Here is a 17,767-nt window from a genome sequence, read left to right on the forward strand (position 1 = left end):
CGATCGAAAGGCATTGGAAATGAGCAAGGCGAAGAATGGCAGGCTGAGGCGCAAGGATGGGGTATGGGATCCCTTGAAGACGAGCTCGGCCGACAAGCAGCGGGCTGAATCCGTTCCGAAGACGCCACAGTCGATGTCGCCCTCCTATCGTCTCGCCTATGCCGACGAGGATTTTCTCTGCCGCGAGGAGCTGCGACCGATCCGCCTGCAGCTCGAACTCCTGAAGACCGAGATGTATCTCACCGAGCGCGGCATAAAGTCGACGGTGGTGATGTTCGGCGGTGCTCGCATTCCGGCCCCCGGCACCAGCGCCTGGGCGGCGCGCAACGAGGTGCAGCGGGCCAATCTTGAAGCAGCCTCTGTCTACTACGAGGAAGCGCGCAAATTCGCGCGGCTGTGCTCGCGCTATTCCGCCGGCTTCGATTTCCATGAATATGTCGTGGTCACCGGCGGTGGCCCCGGCGTCATGGAGGCGGGCAATCGCGGTGCTTCGGAGGAGGGTGCCCCCTCCATCGGCCTCAACATCGTGCTGCCGCACGAGCAGGCGCCGAATGTCTATGTGACGCCGGAGCTCAGCTTCAATTTCCACTACTTCGCGATCCGCAAGATGCATTTCATGGTGCGTGCCAAGGCGATCGCTGTGTTTCCGGGTGGGTTCGGCACGCTGGACGAGCTGTTCGAATGCCTGACGCTGATCCAGACCGGCCGCATGGAGCGCCTGCCGCTCATCCTGTTCGGCGAAAAATTTTGGCGCGACATCATCAACTTCGACGCGCTCGCCGAATTCGGCACCATTGCTCCCGACGACGTCAAGCTGATCAGCTTTGTCGATACGGCCGAGGACGCCTGGAAGATCGTCTCGGATTTTTACGAGCACGACAACGGACACTGACAAGAAAAACCCGCCTTTCGGCGGGTTTTTCAGTTCAATGGTCAATCATACCTGATTGGTCATTTAGAGCAGCGGGCGGTCCGGCATGTCGTCCAGCGAGATCACGCCGTCATGGTTACGGTCCATGCGGTCGAAGAACTTGTTGGCGGCGTCTTCGGCTTCCTGCTTGCTGATCTGGCCGTTTTCATCCTTGTCGATGCGGTGGAACAGCATCATGCCACGCATCAATCCGGCTTCGTGCATGAAGCGGCCGCGATGTCCGTGATGACGCGGGCCGTTGTCACCCTTGTTGTCGTCGTTTTGAGCCTGGTCGCCCTTGGTCTGATCGTTCTGGGCCTGGTTGTTGGCCTGATCGTCATTGCCCTTGGCGTGTGCGGCCTTCCATTCCTTGATGCGCTCCTGACGATAGGCGCGCACTTCACCGGGGGTGATTTGGCCATCGTGGTTGGTGTCGATCTGATCGAAGATCTTGTCGACGCCGGCCTTGACTTCATCCTTGGTGACCTTCGTGTCGCCAGGCTGGCCGAACTGCTTCAGCATGCGAACATAGACGATTTCCGGCGAAAAGCGCGGACCGTCTCGACCATCCCGGCCATCTCTGCCGTCGTGGCCGCGTTGTGCGGCAAAGCTGCCCTGCGCGGCAGCGCCGACCAGGAGTGCTGCGGAAAGGCCCGCCAGAAGAAGTTTTTTCCCGTTCATCGTTTTTCCTTTCGTGTCGAGGACTGGTCAAACGATACGGCTGGCGGTCAGAAACGACCAATTAAACATCTGTAAGGCGGATGAAACTTTCGTAACCCGATCCTAATGAATCCTTAAACCAAAGTTTTGAGGAAGGCCGTGAGGTCGTCGGTCACATAGTCGATATGCTCGTCCTCGCCGGTGGTCTTTTCCCACCATTCGACGACGGTGCCCTCGAGGTTCTGCGGCACCAGCAGGACCGTCTTCATGCCGAGTGCCTTCGGTACGGTGAGATTGCGCGGAAGATCCTCGAACATGACGGCACGCTTCGTATCCACCCGGTTGAGGCTCATGAACTTGTCATAGGTGCTGCCGGCCGGTTTCGGCACGTAATCGGCGGCGACGATGTCGAAGATATCGTCGAAGTGATCGAGGATGCCCAGCGCACCGGCGGTCGCCTGCGCATGGCTGACGCTGCCATTGGTGAAAATGAACTTGCGTCCCGGCAGCGCCTTGATGGCGGCGGCCAGTTCCGGCTGCGGCATCAGCGCCGAATAGTCGATCGCATGCGCCTTCTCCAGGAAGTCGTTGGGGTCGATGCGATGATGGATCATCAGCCCCTGCAATGTCGTTCCGTGCTCGAGATAATACTGCTTTTGCAGCTTGCGCGCCTCGTCCCGCTCCATCTGCAGGAGCGTTGAGACATAGGCCGTCATGTTCTTGTCGATCTGCGCGAACAGATCGACATGATGCGGATAGAGCGTATTGTCGAGGTCGAACACCCAGTCACGGATATCGGAGAAATCGGCGGGACTGGGCTGTGTCTTTGTCTGGGTCATGGGTGGCCTTATGGCATGCGGCATCGCTCGAGGAAAAGCAAAATATGATTCCGGCATAGAGGGGCAAGATTGCGGACATTGCCGGGCATTCCAATGCAGGCTATGGTTTTGCAGGTTGATTTTCGGGGCTTTGCGCTAGGTGTCAGGTGGAAGAGGAGCCCCTGTTTCCTGGGTGCAAGGGGCAGGATGTGCCCGATCGGGCTTTTGCGCAGGGGGATGAGATGAGTCAGGTGGAAAAGGCAGAAGGGTTTGCTCGGTTGCATCGCAAGGGCGATCCACTGGTCCTCTTCAACATATGGGATGCCGGTTCGGCCAAGGCAGTGACCGAAGCGGGCGCCAAGGCGCTGGCAACGGGAAGCTGGTCGGTCGCGGCGGCCAATGGTTTTGGTGATGGCGAGGCCGTGCCGCTGTCGCTGCTGGCAGTCATCACCCGCCTAATTTCGGTGACGAGCCCCCTACCGGTCTCCGTCGATTTCGAGGGCGGCTATGCCTTGGAGCCCGATGCTGTCGCCACCAATGTCGAAAAGATCATGGATCACGGCGCCATCGGCATCAATTTCGAGGATCAGGTGATCGGCGGCCGTGGCGTTCATCCAATCGAGACGCAGGTGCCCCGCATCCGGGCCATCCGCGAGATGGCCACCCGGCGGGAAATGCCGTTCTTCATCAATGCCCGCACCGATCTGTTTCTACAGGAAAGCGATACCGCGCATCACCAGCTGCTGCTCGACGAGGCCTATCGCCGCGCCGATGCCTTTGCCGAAGCCGGCGCTAGCGGCTTCTTCGCGCCGGGCCTTGTCGATGCGGAGCTGATTGAAGCGCTCTGCGATCGTTCGCCCCTGCCGGTCAACATCATGGTGCGTCCGGCGACCCCTGACAATATCACCATGGCCGGCCTCGGCGTCAGCCGCATCAGCTACGGCCCAGCGCCCTACCGCTCGGTGATGGGAATGCTGAAAAGCGAAGCCCAGGCGCTTTATCAGCAGGACTGATCATCCGAGTTCAGCTTTAGTCGCCAACACGCGCGCAATGAAATTCCGCACGACGGCTGAGCATTCATCGCGGCGTGTTGCGAGCGCCAGCCGCGCCACCGGTCCATCGCCAGAGATGGGAATATAGCTGACGCCCGGAACCTGGATCTCGGCTACGGCCAATGGCACCACCGAAACGCCGAGTTCCACGGCGATCAGATTGGCGATCGACGTGATCTGCGGCGCAATCTGCCCCAGGATCGGTTCGAAGCCTGCCCGTCGGCAGGCGGCAATGATCTCGTCGAACAGGCTTGGGCCGGCGGCACGCGGAAAGAGCACAAACGGCTCGTCGGATAGAGTCGACAGCGGCAGGGTGTCCGCCTCTGCCAGGGGATGGCTGGAGGGCAGGGCGATCACCATGCTTTCCTCGCCAAGTACATGCGATCGGAAACCCGGTGGACCGGTCCGACCCGGCCGGATGAAGACGGCATCCAGTTCCTCGGCGTCAAGCCGCTCCAGCAGCCGTGTCGTATGGGCCTCCTCCAATGTCAGGTCGATTTCTGGATAGGTGCGGCGAAAGCTGCGCACGGAGGACGGCACGATAGGGCTGAAAGCCGCCGAACCGGTAAAGCCCACCCGCAATCGTCCGAGCTCGCCGCGCGCCGCCCGCAGCGCCAAGGCCTTCGCCTGCCCGGCCCTGGTGAGGATTGCGCGTGCTTCGCGCAGAAAAACCTGTCCCGCCTCCGTCAGCTCGGCGCCATGCGGCAAGCGGCGAAACAGCGGTGCGCCGATTTCCTCCTCCAGATCGCGGATCTGATTGCTGAGGGGCGGTTGGCCTATGCCGATGCGTCGGGCCGCGCGCGTGAAATTAAGTTCCTCGGCGACGGCGAGAAAATATCTGATGTGGCGTAGTTCCATCCTGCTCTCTTCCAGCGGCGTAAGGCGATATCTTTAGGATATGGATAAAGCCACCGCAATATATTGGACTGTCAGTCACGCCGCGTCCACATAGGCAGCACGCGACCGCTCGGCCAAGCGTCGAGCGCGCTGACAGCAAGGAGCGTTCCCATGAATTCGATAGAGAGCAAACTTTTCCTGATCACCGGCGTCAGTTCCGGCTTCGGCCGCGCCTTTGCCGAGGCGGCGCTCGCCGCTGGCCACCGCGTTGCCGGCACAGTCCGCAACGCCTCCGGTCAAGAGCAGTTCGAGGCCCTTGCACCGGGCCGCGCCAAAGCCATCCTTCTGAATGTCACCGATTTTACCGCGATAGAGCCCGCGATTGCGCGCATCGAAGCTGAACTCGGTCCGATCGACGTGTTGATCAACAATGCCGGCTATGGTCATGAGGGCACGTTGGAGGAATCGCCACTCGACGAGATGCGGCGCCAGTTCGACGTCAACGTCTTCGGTGCTGTGGCGATGATCAAGGCGGTCCTGCCCTTCATGCGCCGCCGTCGCGCCGGTCACATCATCAACATCACCTCGATGGGCGGTTTCATCACCATGCCCGGAATCGCGTACTATTGCGGCAGCAAGTTTGCGCTGGAGGGCATCAGCGAGGTTCTGGCGAAAGAGGTGAAGGATTTCGGCATCAAGGTGACGGCTGTCGCACCCGGCTCGTTCCGTACCGATTGGGCCGGCCGTTCCATGGTCCGCTCCGGCCGCAGCATCGCCGACTATGACGCGCTATTCGATCCGATCCGAAAGGCGCGCGAGGAGAAAAACGGCAATCAGGCGGGCGACCCGCAAAAGGCAGCCGCAGCCATTTTGGCGCTGGTGGCGTCCGACAATCCGCCCGTTCATCTGCTGCTCGGCACGGACGCGCTGAACCTGGTGCGCGGGAAAATCGCCGCTCTCAGCGAGGAAATCACCGCCTGGGAAAACCTAACGCGCTCGACCGATTTCGGTTGAACGCGTCGCCGGCGATAACGGGAAAAACGCACCCTTTCTGCGTGGGGAAAGGTGCGTTTCTTATCAGGGAACGATCAGCGTGCCGGCACCGTGTTCGGTGAAGATTTCGAGCAGCACGGAATGGGCGGTCTTGCCGTTGAGGATGACGACGCCCTGGACGCCGGCCTTGATAGCGTCGATGCAGGTCTCGACCTTCGGGATCATGCCGCCGGAAATCGTGCCGTCGGCGATCAGCGCATGCGCCTGGGCGACAGAGAGTTCCTTGATCAGCTGGCCCTGCTTGTCGAGCACGCCCGGAACGTCGGTGAGGAAGAGCAGGCGGGTGGCGCTGAGCGCACCGGCGATGGCGCCGGCAAAGGTGTCGGCGTTGATGTTGTAGGTGGCGCCGTCGCGGCCGGGGGCGACCGGAGCGATGACCGGGATCATTTCTGACTTGGCCAGCAGGTCGAGCAGGGTGCGGTCGACTTCGACCACTTCGCCAACGAAGCCGAGATCGAGCACGCGTTCGATATTGGAATCCGGATCCTTGATGGTCTTGTGCGCCTTTTCGGCGAAGACCATGTTGCCGTCCTTGCCGCAAAGGCCGATCGCCCATTCGCCGGTCTGGTTGATCAGCGCGACGATTTCCTTGTTGATCGAGCCGGCGAGCACCATTTCGACGATCTCGACCGTCTTTTGGTCGGTAACGCGCAGTCCGCCTTCGAATTTCGATTCGATGCCCATCTTGGTCAGCATGGCGCCGATCTGCGGGCCGCCGCCGTGGACGACGATCGGGTTGACGCCCGACTGCTTCAGGAGCGCGATATCGGCCGCAAAAGCCTTGCCGAGCTCGGCATTGCCCATGGCGTGGCCACCGTATTTCACCACGATGGTCTTGTTTTCATAACGCTGCATGTAGGGCAGGGCCTTGGCAAGCAGGCTGGCCTGGAGTTCGCTTTGGGCTTCGGACATGGGGCACCCCGTGAAATCGTTCGCGGCCTTTTATCTCAAGTTTTTGACAGAGGGAATAATGATGACAAGATTAGTTTCTATTACGTCACATCGCCTCTGCCATATTTCATTTTTCAAGCGAGCTTGCCGCCCCGCATCTTTCCCTTAAAGATGTGGAGAGGGAGCCATGATCGGGGGGCGGATGGCGAATGAGGAGATAGAGACACTGATCGGCCGAGTTGCGATGCGCGACCAGAAAGCCTTTGCTGCGCTTTACAGGCGGACCAGTCCGAAACTCTATGCCGTCTGTTTGCGTATCCTTCGCAGCAAGACTGATGCAGAGGAGGTTTTGCAGGAGGTCTACGTGAAAATCTGGCAGCGGGCCGAGCGTTTCCGTGCGTCGGAAGGGCCGGCGATGCCGTGGTTGACGACGATCGCACGCAATCAGTCGATCGATGCCATCCGCGCCCGAAAACCCGTAGCCGACGAAATAGACTCAGCCTATGATCTTGCCGACACCGAACCCGGTCCGGAGGAGCAGGCAATCGTGAAGGGAGAGGGAAGGCGCATTGACAGGTGCATGGAAGAGTTGGAAGCTGGTCGGGCTCAAGCTGTTCGTAGCGCCTATGTCGAGGGCCTGAGCTACCAGGAACTTGCCGAGCAATATTCGGTGCCTTTGAATACCATGCGTACCTGGCTGCGCCGAAGCCTGATCAGACTGAGAGAGTGCTTGGACCGATGAGTTCGTCCGATCAAAGCAAGGGAGGCCGCTCCCGTGATGAAGTCCTGGCCGGAGAATATGTGCTCGGCGTGCTGTCATTGGAGGATCGGCAGAAGGTAGAGCGGCGCATGCGCAGCGACCGTCAGTTCGCAGCGATCGTCAGCCGCTGGGAGCAGAATCTTTCAGGGTTCAACGATGATTACGAGATGGTTGCACCGCCGGCCTCGGTATTTCCAAAGGTCGAGAAACGTGTCTTCGGAGAAACTGCGTTCGGCGCCCATGTCTGGGGCTCGCTGCTGCTCTGGCGCTCGGTCGCTTTCGGCTCGCTGTTTCTCGCGATCGGCGTCCTGATGTTTACCGTCACCAACAACACCTCGCAGCCATCGCCGGGCAAGCAGCTCAGCGCGTCTCTTGCCGGACAAAACAGCCCCATCAATTTGCTTGCGAATTATGACGCCACCAATGGGCTGTTGAGGGTAACGCCGGTTGCCGCCGGCCAGCCGCAGGAAAAATCGCTGGAGCTCTGGTTGATTCGCGGCAGCGATCCGGCCGAGGCGCTCGGCATCCTGCCGCAGACCGGCGAGGGTGAGATCGTTTTGCCGTCGGAGCTTCATAGCAAGCTCACCGAAGGCGCGATCATCGCCGTCAGCGTCGAGCCCTTCGGCGGCTCGCCGACCGGCAAGCCCACGGGCAACGTCATTGCCTCCGGCACGATCCGCCTGCCCTGAGAGCATCTTTCTTCCGAAAAAGAAACTGCGGCTGAAACTCTTCCACCTATGCCTCCGTACCTTGCTCTGACCCCGCAAGATCGGGGCAAAAGAGGAAGAGGATAGACCTATGATCAAGACCGTGATTCGCATCGCCGCAGTTGCCGCAACGCTCTCGGCCGCGACCGGCCTCGCCTATGCCAAAGACCCGATGGTCGGCGGCGCGCCGATGTTTGCCAGCAAGAACATCATTCAGAATGCAGTGAACTCAAAGGACCACACGACGCTGGTTGCCGCCGTCAAGGCTGCCGGCCTTGTCGATACGCTGGAGGGCAAGGGTCCGTTCACCGTTTTCGCGCCGACCAACGCCGCCTTCAAGAAACTGCCACCCGGCACGGTGGAGACGCTGCTGAGGCCGGAGAACAAGGCAACGCTGACGAAGATCCTGACCTGCCATGTCGTGGCCGGTGACGACATGGCGGCCACCATCGCGAAGATGGCGACGGGCAATGGCGGCGAATATGACCTGAAGACGGTCGGCGGCTGCGTGATCAAGGCCACGGAAAAAGGCGGCAAGCTGACGCTGGTCGACGAGGCCGGCGGCACCGCTCATATCACCATCGCCGACGTCAAGCAGTCGAACGGCGTGATCCATGTGGTCGACAAGGTGTTGTTGCCGAAAATGTAAAGAACGTCGGCAGCAGGGCCGCCGTTCCCCGGGGCGTCGGGGGCGGCGGCTTCATTTTGTTCCTGTCAGGTGTTCAGAAGGGAATGCCGACCGTCAGGCGGATCGCCTGGCGCACTTCCTCCAGGCCATCGCCCTTTTCTGAGGAGGTGGAGAGAATGCCCGGATAGGCGGCGGGACGCTTGCGGATTTTTTCGGCGGTATCGGCCAGCAGCTTCGGCAGGCCCGCTTCCTTAATCTTGTCGGTCTTGGTCAGCACGATCTGATAGGAAACCGCCGCCTTGTCGAGCAATGCCAGGACTTCTTCGTCATTCTTCTTGATGCCGTGGCGGCTGTCGATCAGCACGTAGACGCGCTTCAGCGTCGTGCGTCCGCGCAGATAGTCGAAGACCAGCTTCGTCCAGGCATCCACCTGTTCCTTCGGCGCTTCGGCATAGCCGTAACCGGGCATGTCGACCAGGGCCATCGGCGGCAGGTCGCCGCCTTCGCCGGAAAAGCCGTCGGGAACGAAGTAGTTGAGTTCCTGCGTGCGGCCCGGTGTGTTTGAGGTGCGCGCCAGACCCTTGTGGCCGACCAGCGCATTGATCAGCGACGACTTGCCGACATTCGAGCGTCCGGCGAAGGCCACTTCCAGAGGCCCTTCCGGCGGCAGGAATTTCATCGCCGGCACGCCGCGGATGAAGATCCACGGGCGGCCGAAAAGCGGCTTGTCGTCTTTTGTCGTCTGTTCTGCCATGCTGCTTCAGTCTTCCGGTTCAATTGCTGACTGGCTTCGGGGTTTTACCGCCGAAAGTCAAGTTTTGATCGGTGTGCCCGTCGACGATCTTCTGGCGATGCATTTTGACTGGCACTCGCAAAATCCGCAATTCCTGCGCCGCGCATATGCGAGAGCCATGCTACTCTTTGGCCTCATGAAGACCAGCACAGAAGAAAATTATCGCCGGCGCATCGCCCGCGTCATCGAAGCGATCATGGTTGAGCCATCGGCGCCGCATTCGATCGAAAGCCTGGCTGCCATCGCTCATTTCTCGCCATTCCATTTCCATCGGCTCTATCGCGCGCTGACCGGCGAAAGCATTGCCGCCACGATACGCCGGGTGCGGCTTGCCCAGGCGGCGCATCGATTGGCCGGCCGCACCGTCTCGGTTACGGAAACGGCATTGGATGCAGGCTACGACAGCTCGCAAAGCTTCGCGCGCGCCTTTCGCAATCTGACCGGGCTTAGTCCGACCGATTTCCAGATGCAGCAACAGTCGATCACGACGAGCCTTCCTCCGGTGACGATCGCCGACCGGCAGCCGGTGACTGTATTCGGTGTGCGTCACGATGGGCCGCTCACAACGATTCCACATAGCTATCGGCGTTTGCGACAATGGTCGTCGGAGCGTGGGATAGCATGGAACGACGTTGCTCGTATCGGTGTCTGCTATGGCGATCCGGATCAAGGTGACGGCTTCCGATATTTTGCCGGGCTGATCCTGTCGAACGATGCGGTGGCGATGGACGGGCTTGAACGATGCGACGTGCCGGGCGGCCGCTATGCCCGGCACCGGCTGATCGGCCCCTATGCGCTCATTTCTCCGACGTTTCAGACGCTCTTCGGCGGATGGCTACCGCAAAGCGGCCTCGAGCCTGACGATCGCCCGGCGCTCGAGATTTATCTCAATCACCCAAGGCACGTAGCCGACAGCGAACTCGCCACCGATCTGCTGATTCCGCTTCGCGACGCAGCCGAGTGATGCATTGCGCCAACCCCATTCGATTTTCATTTTGGGAAAAGAAAATGCATTTCACAAAGTTTCTATGCTTCATTGTCGTCTGCCTGACCGCAACGTGGGCTCACGCAGCGGGCCTGAAATCGTTTGAAGTCCCGGCGGACGCAAGCGGTCCTGCTCTCCGTGTCTTAATCTGGTCGCCCTGCGCGGTTGCGCCGGCGGACATCACGCTTGGACCGATCGTCGTTTCTGGTGTCCGGAATTGCCCGATCGTGGGCGACAATCTGCCGTTGGTCGTCATCTCGCATGGTCATGCCGGCAGCTCTCTCGGCCATCACGATACAGCGGAAACCCTGGCGGATGCCGGTTTCGTCGTCGTTGCCTTGAACCATCCGCGCGACAATTTTTCCGACATGAGCCAATCGGGCGATATATCCGTCTTCGTCGAGCGACCGACAGATATCAAACGTCTCATCGATTTCATGCTGAACGCCTCTCCGGAAGCAGCAAAGATCGATCCGAGCCGCATCGGCTTCTTCGGCTTTTCGCGCGGCGGCTATACCGGCCTGGTTCTTGCCGGAGCGATCCCGGATTTTCACGATCCGCATGTCTCATGCCCGGAACCGGCGCCGATTTGCGGACAGATCCGCCGCAACGAGCTTCCGACGCAGCCGCTGACCCAAGATGCGCGCATCAAGGCTTTGGTCATTGCCGATCCGTTCAGTTTCTTTTCGACCAAGGACAGCCTGAAGAATGTCAAGGCACCCGTTCAGCTCTGGGGCTCGCAATATGGCGGCGACGGCGTGCTGCCGGAAAACGTCATAGCTCTTACGGGCGACTTGCCGGCAAAGCCCGAATTTCACGTCGTCTCCAACGCAGCGCACTTCGCCTTTCTCGCACCTTGCTCGCCGGCGCTTACCCAGTCGCTGCCGGAGATTTGCAAGGACGCCAACGGCTTTGACAGAGTAGCCTTTCACAAGTCATTCGATGCGGACGTTCTGTCATTCTTCCGGCGGCATCTGATCGAAGCGGGCAAGCCCTGACCGGTCGGCCCGGCTTTCAAGACCACCGGGATCACGGGGAAAACGGATAGCCTCGCGCACGCGATATCCCCAAAAAGAAAAGCCCCGCTCTCGCGGGGCCTTTTTTCGTCATTTCGATGGTGCCGGTTTTCGTTTGAAGAGGCCCTTCATATTGTCGAAGAGCTCCACCTTCACGCCATGGCGCTTCATGATGATCGACTGCTGGATCACCGAGAGCGTGTTGTTCCACGCCCAGTAGATCACCAGACCGGCCGGGAAGCTGGCCAGCATGAACATGAATACCAGCGGCATCCAGTTGAAGATCATCGCCTGGGTCGGATCCGGCGGTGTCGGGTTCATCCGCATCTGCAGGAACATGGTGATGCCCATGATCAGCGGCCAGACGCCGAGATGCAGGATCGTCGGAGCCGTGAACGGCAGCAGGCCGAAGAGATTAACGATCGAGGTCGGATCGGGAGCTGAAAGGTCCTGGATCCAGCCGAAGAACGGCGCATGGCGCATCTCGATGGTGATGTAGATCACCTTGTAGAGCGAGAAGAAGATCGGGATCTGCAGGAGCACCGGCCAGCAGCCGGCGATCGGGTTGATCTTCTCTTCCTTGTAGAGCTGCATCGTCGCCTGTTGCAGCCCCATGCGATCGTCGCCAAACTTGGCCTTCAGCTCTTCCATCTTCGGCTGCATGCGCTTCATGTTCGCCATCGAGGCGTACTGCTTGCTGGCGAGCGGGAAGAACAGACCCTTGACGACGATGGTCGTGCACAGGATGGCGACGCCGAAATTGCCGAAGTAGCGGAAGAAGAAATCCATCAGCTTGAACATTGGCTTGGTGATGAAATAGAACCAGCCCCAGTCGATCAGGCGGTCGAATTTCGGGATCGAATAGCTCGTCTCGTAGCGGTCGATGACCGGCACTTCCTTGGCGCCGGCGAAGACGAGGCTCTTCAGCTCCTGCGACTGGCCGGGGGCGACGGTGACGGCATCCTGCTTGTAGTCGGCCTGATAGCGCGGCTGGCCATCGGCGAAATGCGAGAAATGCGCGTCGTAGGCACCCGACTGCGGCGGCACAATCGTGGCAGCCCAGTACTTGTCGGTGATGCCGAGCCAGCCACCGGTCGCCTTGGCGGGATTGACGGCTTCCTTTTCGGCGGCGGTATATTTGGTCTCGATCAGGCCGTCGTCGCCGATGACGCCGATGAAGCCTTCATGCAGGACGTAGGCCGACGGTGTGGTCGGCTTGTTGTAGCGCGTCACGCGGCCATAGCTCGACAACGACACCGGCGCCTGACCGCTATTGGCGATCTTGTCGGTGATCGTGAACATGTAGCGTTCGTCGACCGAGACGGTGCGGGTAAAGGTGATGCCCTTGTCGTTGGTATAGGAGAGCGTCACCGGCGTGCTGTCGGTGAGCTTGCTGCCGCTCGCAAGCGTCCAAACGGTCGAGGGGCCGGGAACGGCGCCGGTCGCGTCGCTGCCGACATAGCCGAGCTCGGTGAAGTAGCCGTCCTTGGTGTCAGCCGGGCTGAACAGCGTGATGATCGGGCTGCTCTTGTCGACCGTCTCATGATAGGCCTTGAGCTGCAGATCGTCGAAGCGGGCACCTTCCAGATTGATGGAGCCGGACAGCGCGGGCGTGTCGATGGCGACGCGCGAGGCGGCCGACTTGGCAACCGATTGATCGTGGGTCAGCGTCGTCGGTGCGCTCTGGCCGCTCGACGGCGCTGCGCCGTCTACGGTGGCGCCGGCGGCTGGGTTCTGCGTCGTCTGAGCCTGCTGCGTCTGCTGCTGCAGCTTCGCGGCCTGTTCGGCCTTGCGCTGCGCTTCGAGACGCGGGTTCATGTAGAAAAACTGCCAAGCGAGAACAATCAGCACAGACAGGGCAATTGCTATGAAGTAATTGCGTTTATTTTCCATCATACTTTCCTGGAACGGTCCGTTTCCGGCCGCCGATGTTTCGGCCTGGTTTCGATGCGCTGAACGAGTTCGTTCGCGAGTTTCTCGAAGGATGCGGTCAGCACTTCGCGCCGCGCGACAACCACATAGTCGTGTCCGGGCTGCATTGCAAACCCGGCATGAAGCCGCACGGCTTCCTTCAGCCTGCGCCGCATGCGGTTGCGTTCCACCGCGTTGCCATGTTTTTTGGTAACGGTAAAACCGACGCGGGGTTCGGCATCGGTGAGCTTGCGGTCCAGCGCTTCGATGAGGAAGAGACTTCCCTTGCGCTTTTCGCCCTGGCGGACAGCAAGAAACTGCGGCCGGCTTTTCAGCCGCCCGACAGTCTTTTTGGATCGTTCATTCGTCAATTCGCCCGCCATCTTCTCGGGCATTCCGGCCCTTAGGCCGAAAGACGCTTGCGACCGCGGGCACGGCGGGCGGAAAGAACCTTGCGGCCGCCAGCAGTTGCCATGCGTGCACGGAAACCGTGGCGACGCTTGCGAACAAGCTTGGATGGTTGGTAAGTACGCTTCATTTATTTGAATACCGCGGAGTGCGGCCCTTCTTGAGCTTTGCTTTAAAAGCAAGGAGCGTTGTTGATTATGACGAACGGACTTGGCCCGCAAATGCAGGCTCCATGACCGGACGTGCGCGGGCTTATACGGATCATGGCCCCGGAAGTCAATTATACCTCCGCAGATTCCTATAGGCCAGGTGTCCTGGGTCGAGCGCGGCTTTGTCTTGCCGGCGTAACGGCGCTGAGATTCCGGATAGTTGGTAGTTTCGTATTTTATAATATTAAAAGTGTTATTTTTAAATATACACTAAGTATCGGAAAGTGTTTCGGAATTTATATTAAAAATAGCGCAATATAACATTAATGATTTTAGTGGATATTTAGGGGTATTGCGGGAAGCCCAAGTTTTCGAGGGGATGGCTTCCGCTTCCAGGAGGCATGTCGTTGAAGATTCGTGGCAAGATTAATCTGCTTGTATGTGTGATGGCCGGAGCCGCGCTTTTGATCGGCGTAACCGCTCTTTATGCCGTGCACCGATATGAACGGCAGATGCGGGCCTATGAACAGGCAGCGAGCCGCGCCTATCAGGGCGAGCATCTGAACCGTGTCGTGACCGCCGTGGTTATGGAAGCGCGCGGTATCTATGCCTCCGCCGCCGCCAAGGATGCCAAGGGTTTCGCCGATGGGTTGATGAAGGATCTCGACGAAATCGACAGCACATTTGCCATCTGGCTGCCGATGGTTCCCGAAGCACAGAAGGCGGAATTCGCCAAATTGCAGGATCGGGCCCAGGAATTCCGCACATTCCGGTCAGAGACCGTAAGGCTCGCCCTGTCGGACGGCCCGGATGCCGCCAGCAAGCAGGGCAACAATGATGCCAACCGTGCCAACCGCAAGGCCTTCCAGGCCGAGATCGATGCCGTCGTCAAGGCTGATAAGGCCGAGCTCGCGACGATCGGCGCTGAAATCGACGCTTTCCACCAAACGGTCCTTTGGGCTGTGCTCGGTATCACGGTGTTGGGCATCGCCGCGGGCGCCGGCCTCGGCACTTATATCGGCACCGTGCATTTGAGCCGCCCGATCCGCAAGGTGACGGAAACCATCAAGCAGGTGGCGGACGGCAATTTCGACGTGGAGGTTCCCTTCGCAGGACGCGCGGATGAAATCGGCGAGATGGCCGCCGCCGTCGATATATTCAAGCAGAACGGCAAGACAGTGCAGCGCATGAATGCCGAGGAAACGACGATGCGCGCCCGGAACGATGAGCTGCAGTCCGACATGTCGATCGTCGTTGCGGCGGCAGCGGCCGGCGATTTCAGCCGCCGCATCGACAAGGACTACGAGGACGTCAACCTCAATCGTTTCGCCGGCAACATCAACGAACTCCTGGTGAGCGTGGATACGGGCACCAGCGAGGTTCGCCGCGTCATTGCGAGCCTTGCGGACGGCGATCTGACCCAGACCATGCAGGGCGAATTCCAGGGCGCCTTCGCCGAGCTGCAGCAGAACGTCAACGCCACGCTCATGACACTGAAGAGCACCATGCGCGAGGTGCGCGAGACGACCGGCTCGATCAACGCCAATACCAGCGAACTGGGTCACGCCAGCGACGACCTGTCGCGGCGCACCGAGCAGCAGGCCGCCGCGCTGGAAGAGACTTCGGCGGCGCTCGACGAGATTACCGCTGTGGTGCAAAGCTCGACCGAGCGGGCACGGGAGGCGAGCGTCATGGTGACGGATGCCAAGGAAGATGCCGCTCGCTCGGGCACGGTCGTGCGCAATGCCGTCGATGCCATGGGGCGTATCGAGCAGGCATCCGGCGAGATCAGCCAGATCATCGGCGTCATCGACGAGATCGCCTTCCAGACCAATCTTTTGGCGCTGAATGCCGGCGTCGAGGCCGCCCGTGCCGGCGATGCCGGCAAGGGTTTCGCCGTCGTCGCCCAGGAAGTCCGCGAGCTGGCGCAACGCTCGGCCACGGCTGCCAAGGATATCAAGGCGCTGATCAGCAAATCCGGCAGCGAGGTGCAAGTGGGCGTCAAGCTCGTGCAGGCAACCGGCGAGGCGCTGGCGACCATCGAGGCGCGCGTCTTGAAGATCAATGATCACATTCATTCCATCGCGACGGCTGCCCGCGAACAGGCGACAGGCCTGACCGAAGTCAACAAGGCCGTCAACCAGATGGATGAGGTGACACAGCGCAACGCCGCCATGGTTGAGGAAACCTCGGCCGCCACCCACCGTCTTTCGGAGGAGGCGGACGGCCTCGTTCGCCTTGTCGCCCGCTTCAAGGTCGACACGGATACGGTAGCGGCATCCGCACCGGTCTCGGCGCGCGCGGAGACCCATCGCGCCGTGGCATCGCCGGCACACCGCATGATCGGCAAGATCGCCAGCGCCTTTGGCGGTGGCGCAGCGGCGACACAGGAATTCTGATCCATCAGTACAGGAGCTGGAAGGGTACGCGAATGCGCCTTTTCCGCTCCTGCGACGGCCAATCTTGCCGTCTGTCACGGAAGCGATTGGAAAACGCGCCGCAATCCCCTATTATCCGCTTTCGATATGTCGTCATCAGATCGCTTTGCAGCAAAGCGGGACAGCTGAAATGGATAGTGAGCAGGACAGGAACCTCGGCACGGCCAACAAGGCTGAGGCGCGTGGTCATGCCCGTTTCTGCCGGCCCACCGGCATTTTCGGCGGCCTCTCCGGCAAACTCCTGATCCTCACCATTTTTTTCATCCTGCTTGCCGAAGTGCTGATTTTCGTGCCGTCGGTCGCCAACATGCGGCTGCGCTGGCTGGAAGACCGGCTGAACACGGCCGCCGCGGCTGCGACCGTCATCGACGGTCTTCAGCCGGTGGAACTCCCGCGCGCGCTTCAGAAGGAAACGCTGATGGCGACGGGAACGCGCGCCATCGTGCTGCGCAAGGACGGAACCTCGCGGCTGCTGGCGACCGCCGAGATGCCGGCCTCGGTCGACGAGCAGTACGATCTGAGCAATGTTTCGCTGCCGACAGCGATGCGTGACGCGCTGGACACGCTGCTGTTCGGTGGCAACCGGATCATCCGTGTCTTCGGCCCGGTCGGTGGCGATGCCGGCACCGGCATCGAGGTGGTGCTGAAGGACACGCGCTTGCGCAATGCCATGCTCGCCTATTCCGGCAGCGTCTTCCTGATGTCGATCCTGATTTCGCTGTTCACGGCGACCCTGATCTTTTTTGCCATCAACCGCATGATGATCGGCCCGATTCGTCGGCTGACCGACAGCATGCAGGCCTATTCCGACGATCCGGAAGATCCGAGCCGCGTGCTGGTGCCGGATGAAGGACGCGACGAGCTTGCCGTGGCCGGCCGCCATCTCGCCTCCATGCAGTCGCAACTGCAAAAGACGCTGAAGCAGCAGAAGAACCTCGCTGCTCTCGGCCTTGCCGTGTCGAAGATCAACCACGACATGCGCAACATCCTGTCGGCGGCGCAACTGATGTCGGACCGTCTGGTCGATGTCGACGACCCCATGGTCAAGCGTTTCGCGCCGAAACTCCTGCGCACCATCGACCGCGCCGTCGGTTATACGACCGAGGTCCTATCCTACGGCCAGACCTCCGAATCAGCGCCGCGCCGCCGCCGGGTGCATCTGCACGAGTTGATCGACGAGGTGCGCGATATCCTGGCGATCGATCCCGATGGCGGCATCGAGTTCGTCGAGCAGGTGAGCCAGGATCTGGTCGTCGATGCCGACAGCGAGCAACTGTTCCGCGTCATCCACAATCTCTGCCGCAACGCCCATCAGGCGCTGGTCGCCTTCGGCGATGCCGAGCCAGACAGCATTCGCCGCATCACGGTTTCAGGGCATCGTATCGGCAGTGTCGTCGGCATCACCGTCGACGACACCGGCCCGGGCATGCCGCAGAAGGCACGGGAAAACCTGTTTACCGCCTTCCGTGGCTCCGCGCGCTCCGGCGGCACCGGCCTTGGTCTGGCGATTGCCCGCGAGCTGGTGCTGGCCCATGGCGGCACCATTGCCCTGGTGGAAAAACCCGCCGCCGGCACGCAGTTCCGCATCGAAATACCGGATCGCCCTGTATCGCTTGACGATTACCGCAGCCGCAGCGCTCACGAAAGCTGAGGTTTTTCAGCTTCTTCGCCTCCGCTTCTGTGAAAATCGCGATCTTTTTCACAAACCCACTTGCATTCCCCGGAAGGACGCTTTAGAGAACCGCCACGCC

Annotated in this window: 18 protein-coding genes; 10 read left to right on the forward strand and 8 right to left on the reverse strand. The window is 60.5% G+C overall.

The annotated features are described in order from the left end of the window. The first annotated feature begins 19 nt into the window (after positions 1–19). Complete coding sequence (locus PMI03_RS16775) at positions 20–892, forward strand: LOG family protein (RefSeq protein ID WP_007695442.1); 873 nt, start codon at positions 20–22, stop codon at positions 890–892. A 63-nt stretch (positions 893–955) separates the two neighbouring features. Here the strand turns inward: PMI03_RS16775 and PMI03_RS16780 are convergent, their stop codons facing one another. Further along, entirely contained in the window at positions 956–1,591 is a 636-nt protein-coding gene (locus PMI03_RS16780; RefSeq protein ID WP_007695443.1) for an EF-hand domain-containing protein, read from the reverse strand. 113 nt (positions 1,592–1,704) lie between these two features. Further along, positions 1,705–2,409 (reverse strand): pyrimidine 5'-nucleotidase, encoded by a 705-nt coding sequence (locus PMI03_RS16785; RefSeq protein ID WP_007695444.1) that lies wholly within the window; start codon positions 2,407–2,409, stop codon positions 1,705–1,707. Between the two features lie 221 nt (positions 2,410–2,630). On the opposite strand from PMI03_RS16785, the gene PMI03_RS16790 reads away from it, so the two are divergent. Then, positions 2,631–3,401, forward strand: a complete 771-nt coding sequence (locus tag PMI03_RS16790) for an isocitrate lyase/phosphoenolpyruvate mutase family protein (protein ID WP_007695445.1) — start codon at positions 2,631–2,633, stop codon at positions 3,399–3,401. Here PMI03_RS16790 and PMI03_RS16795 read toward each other — a convergent pair whose 3' ends face one another. Continuing rightward, complete coding sequence (locus tag PMI03_RS16795) at positions 3,402–4,298, reverse strand: LysR family transcriptional regulator (protein WP_007695447.1); 897 nt, start codon at positions 4,296–4,298, stop codon at positions 3,402–3,404. Positions 4,299–4,448: 150 nt separating this feature from the next. Between PMI03_RS16795 and PMI03_RS16800 the strand changes: the two genes are divergently transcribed. Beyond that, complete coding sequence (locus PMI03_RS16800; RefSeq protein WP_007695449.1) at positions 4,449–5,291, forward strand: oxidoreductase; 843 nt, start codon at positions 4,449–4,451, stop codon at positions 5,289–5,291. Between the two features lie 63 nt (positions 5,292–5,354). Here PMI03_RS16800 and argB read toward each other — a convergent pair whose 3' ends face one another. Next, complete coding sequence (gene argB / locus PMI03_RS16805; protein WP_007695451.1) at positions 5,355–6,242, reverse strand: acetylglutamate kinase; 888 nt, start codon at positions 6,240–6,242, stop codon at positions 5,355–5,357. 181 nt (positions 6,243–6,423) lie between these two features. On the opposite strand from argB, the gene PMI03_RS16810 reads away from it, so the two are divergent. From PMI03_RS16810 to PMI03_RS16820, 3 genes are all read left to right on the forward strand, one after another. Next, positions 6,424–6,963, forward strand: coding sequence for a sigma-70 family RNA polymerase sigma factor (locus PMI03_RS16810; RefSeq protein ID WP_012650878.1), 540 nt, complete (start codon positions 6,424–6,426; stop codon positions 6,961–6,963). Further along, positions 6,960–7,670, forward strand: coding sequence for an anti-sigma factor domain-containing protein (locus tag PMI03_RS16815; protein WP_007695455.1), 711 nt, complete (start codon positions 6,960–6,962; stop codon positions 7,668–7,670). Before PMI03_RS16810 ends, PMI03_RS16815 begins: the two co-directional genes overlap by 4 nt. A 109-nt stretch (positions 7,671–7,779) precedes the next feature. Beyond that, on the forward strand, positions 7,780–8,337 hold the full coding sequence (locus PMI03_RS16820) for a fasciclin domain-containing protein (protein ID WP_007695457.1): 558 nt from the start codon (positions 7,780–7,782) through the stop codon (positions 8,335–8,337). A gap of 73 nt (positions 8,338–8,410) precedes the next feature. Here the strand turns inward: PMI03_RS16820 and yihA are convergent, their stop codons facing one another. Then, positions 8,411–9,070: a ribosome biogenesis GTP-binding protein YihA/YsxC gene (gene yihA / locus PMI03_RS16825; RefSeq protein WP_007695459.1), complete on the reverse strand. Its 660-nt coding sequence runs from the start codon at positions 9,068–9,070 to the stop codon at positions 8,411–8,413. Positions 9,071–9,227: 157 nt separating this feature from the next. Here yihA and PMI03_RS16830 point away from each other — a divergent pair, with 157 nt between their 5' ends. Both PMI03_RS16830 and PMI03_RS16835 read left to right on the forward strand, forming a co-directional pair. Continuing rightward, positions 9,228–10,073 carry a GyrI-like domain-containing protein gene (locus PMI03_RS16830; protein ID WP_012650879.1) on the forward strand — a complete coding sequence of 282 codons (846 nt, stop codon included), beginning with the start codon at positions 9,228–9,230 and terminating at the stop codon, positions 10,071–10,073. A gap of 44 nt (positions 10,074–10,117) precedes the next feature. Next, entirely contained in the window at positions 10,118–11,092 is a 975-nt protein-coding gene (locus PMI03_RS16835) for a hypothetical protein (protein WP_007695462.1), read from the forward strand. Between the two features lie 108 nt (positions 11,093–11,200). Here the strand turns inward: PMI03_RS16835 and yidC are convergent, their stop codons facing one another. The 3 genes from yidC to rpmH are packed head-to-tail and all read right to left on the reverse strand — an operon-like array spanning position 11,201 to position 13,559. Beyond that, entirely contained in the window at positions 11,201–13,003 is a 1,803-nt protein-coding gene (yidC, locus tag PMI03_RS16840) for a membrane protein insertase YidC (protein WP_007695464.1), read from the reverse strand. Next, positions 13,003–13,404, reverse strand: coding sequence for a ribonuclease P protein component (rnpA, locus tag PMI03_RS16845; RefSeq protein ID WP_034520160.1), 402 nt, complete (start codon positions 13,402–13,404; stop codon positions 13,003–13,005). Before rnpA ends, yidC begins: the two co-directional genes overlap by 1 nt. 20 nt (positions 13,405–13,424) lie before the next feature. Further along, on the reverse strand, positions 13,425–13,559 hold the full coding sequence (rpmH, locus tag PMI03_RS31135; protein ID WP_046794124.1) for a 50S ribosomal protein L34: 135 nt from the start codon (positions 13,557–13,559) through the stop codon (positions 13,425–13,427). Positions 13,560–13,985: 426 nt separating this feature from the next. On the opposite strand from rpmH, the gene PMI03_RS16850 reads away from it, so the two are divergent. Both PMI03_RS16850 and PMI03_RS16855 read left to right on the forward strand, forming a co-directional pair. After that, the gene (locus PMI03_RS16850; protein WP_007695468.1) at positions 13,986–15,977 is read left to right on the forward strand and encodes a methyl-accepting chemotaxis protein; all 1,992 of its coding nucleotides are present in this window, start codon (positions 13,986–13,988) and stop codon (positions 15,975–15,977) included. A gap of 169 nt (positions 15,978–16,146) precedes the next feature. Continuing rightward, positions 16,147–17,667: a HAMP domain-containing sensor histidine kinase gene (locus PMI03_RS16855; protein WP_007695470.1), complete on the forward strand. Its 1,521-nt coding sequence runs from the start codon at positions 16,147–16,149 to the stop codon at positions 17,665–17,667. Positions 17,668–17,767 lie beyond the last annotated feature (100 nt).

Origin of the sequence: Rhizobium sp. AP16 (genome assembly GCF_000281735.1) — a bacterium.
GTDB classification, from domain to species: Bacteria; Pseudomonadota; Alphaproteobacteria; order Rhizobiales; family Rhizobiaceae; genus Rhizobium; species Rhizobium rhizogenes.

Coding starts and splice junctions, on each gene's coding strand:
- PMI03_RS16775 (WP_007695442.1), top strand. CDS start 20: ATGAGCAAGGCGAAGAATGGCAGGCTGAGGCGCAAGGATGGGGTATGG.
- PMI03_RS16780 (WP_007695443.1), bottom strand. CDS start 1,591: ATGAACGGGAAAAAACTTCTTCTGGCGGGCCTTTCCGCAGCACTCCTG.
- PMI03_RS16785 (WP_007695444.1), bottom strand. CDS start 2,409: ATGACCCAGACAAAGACACAGCCCAGTCCCGCCGATTTCTCCGATATC.
- PMI03_RS16790 (WP_007695445.1), top strand. CDS start 2,631: ATGAGTCAGGTGGAAAAGGCAGAAGGGTTTGCTCGGTTGCATCGCAAG.
- PMI03_RS16795 (WP_007695447.1), bottom strand. CDS start 4,298: ATGGAACTACGCCACATCAGATATTTTCTCGCCGTCGCCGAGGAACTT.
- PMI03_RS16800 (WP_007695449.1), top strand. CDS start 4,449: ATGAATTCGATAGAGAGCAAACTTTTCCTGATCACCGGCGTCAGTTCC.
- argB (WP_007695451.1), bottom strand. CDS start 6,242: ATGTCCGAAGCCCAAAGCGAACTCCAGGCCAGCCTGCTTGCCAAGGCC.
- PMI03_RS16810 (WP_012650878.1), top strand. CDS start 6,424: ATGGCGAATGAGGAGATAGAGACACTGATCGGCCGAGTTGCGATGCGC.
- PMI03_RS16815 (WP_007695455.1), top strand. CDS start 6,960: ATGAGTTCGTCCGATCAAAGCAAGGGAGGCCGCTCCCGTGATGAAGTC.
- PMI03_RS16820 (WP_007695457.1), top strand. CDS start 7,780: ATGATCAAGACCGTGATTCGCATCGCCGCAGTTGCCGCAACGCTCTCG.
- yihA (WP_007695459.1), bottom strand. CDS start 9,070: ATGGCAGAACAGACGACAAAAGACGACAAGCCGCTTTTCGGCCGCCCG.
- PMI03_RS16830 (WP_012650879.1), top strand. CDS start 9,228: ATGCTACTCTTTGGCCTCATGAAGACCAGCACAGAAGAAAATTATCGC.
- PMI03_RS16835 (WP_007695462.1), top strand. CDS start 10,118: ATGCATTTCACAAAGTTTCTATGCTTCATTGTCGTCTGCCTGACCGCA.
- yidC (WP_007695464.1), bottom strand. CDS start 13,003: ATGGAAAATAAACGCAATTACTTCATAGCAATTGCCCTGTCTGTGCTG.
- rnpA (WP_034520160.1), bottom strand. CDS start 13,404: ATGGCGGGCGAATTGACGAATGAACGATCCAAAAAGACTGTCGGGCGG.
- rpmH (WP_046794124.1), bottom strand. CDS start 13,559: ATGAAGCGTACTTACCAACCATCCAAGCTTGTTCGCAAGCGTCGCCAC.
- PMI03_RS16855 (WP_007695470.1), top strand. CDS start 16,147: ATGGATAGTGAGCAGGACAGGAACCTCGGCACGGCCAACAAGGCTGAG.